Raw genomic sequence first — 537 nt, forward strand, 5'->3', positions numbered from 1 at the left:
ACCGCGGCGAGCACCGCGTAGTCACCGCAGCCGGGGCACCAGCGCACTTCCTGATCGGACTTGAAGTCCTTGGCCGTCTGCGGCACTTCGCTGCGCGGCACCAAGGTGAGGGCTTCAGTAGGCATCGAGGATCTCCCGAACGGTGGCGGCCAGCTGCTCGGCCTTGAACGGCATGCCGTTCACCTGCGTGCAACTGGTCGTGAGAGTCAGGTACTTGGCGCGAATCAGCGCGTTGAGCTGCCCCAGGTTCATCTCGGGGATCAGGACGTCCTCGTAGGAGGCAAGTACGTCGCCGAGATTCCGTGGGAACGGGTTGAGGTGTCGCAGATGGGCCTGCGCCACGCTCTGTCCGGCGGTACGAAGTCGTCGTACGGCAGCGGTGATCGGGCCGTAGGTGGAGCCCCAGCCGAGGACGAGCAGGCGGGCCTCGCCGGTCGGGTCGTCGACCTCGAGGTCGGGGACCTGAATGCCGTCGATCTTGGCTTGGCGGGTGCGGACCATGAAGTCGTGGTTGGCCGGGTCGTAGGAGATGTTGCC

The 537-nt window shown here is 65.9% G+C and carries 2 pseudogenes; both read right to left on the reverse strand.

Going from position 1 to position 537, the window contains the following annotated elements:
• A pseudogene (locus tag JAO81_RS42030) lies at window positions 1–125 on the reverse strand (2-oxoacid:ferredoxin oxidoreductase subunit beta); the annotation flags it as partial.
• Window positions 115–537: pseudogene (locus tag JAO81_RS42035) on the reverse strand (2-oxoglutarate ferredoxin oxidoreductase subunit alpha); the annotation flags it as partial. The pseudogenes JAO81_RS42030 and JAO81_RS42035, both read right to left, overlap by 11 nt.

The sequence above is a fragment of the Streptomyces sp. N35 genome (assembly GCF_016464295.1).
In the GTDB taxonomy this organism is placed as follows: Bacteria; Actinomycetota; Actinomycetes; order Streptomycetales; family Streptomycetaceae; genus Streptomyces.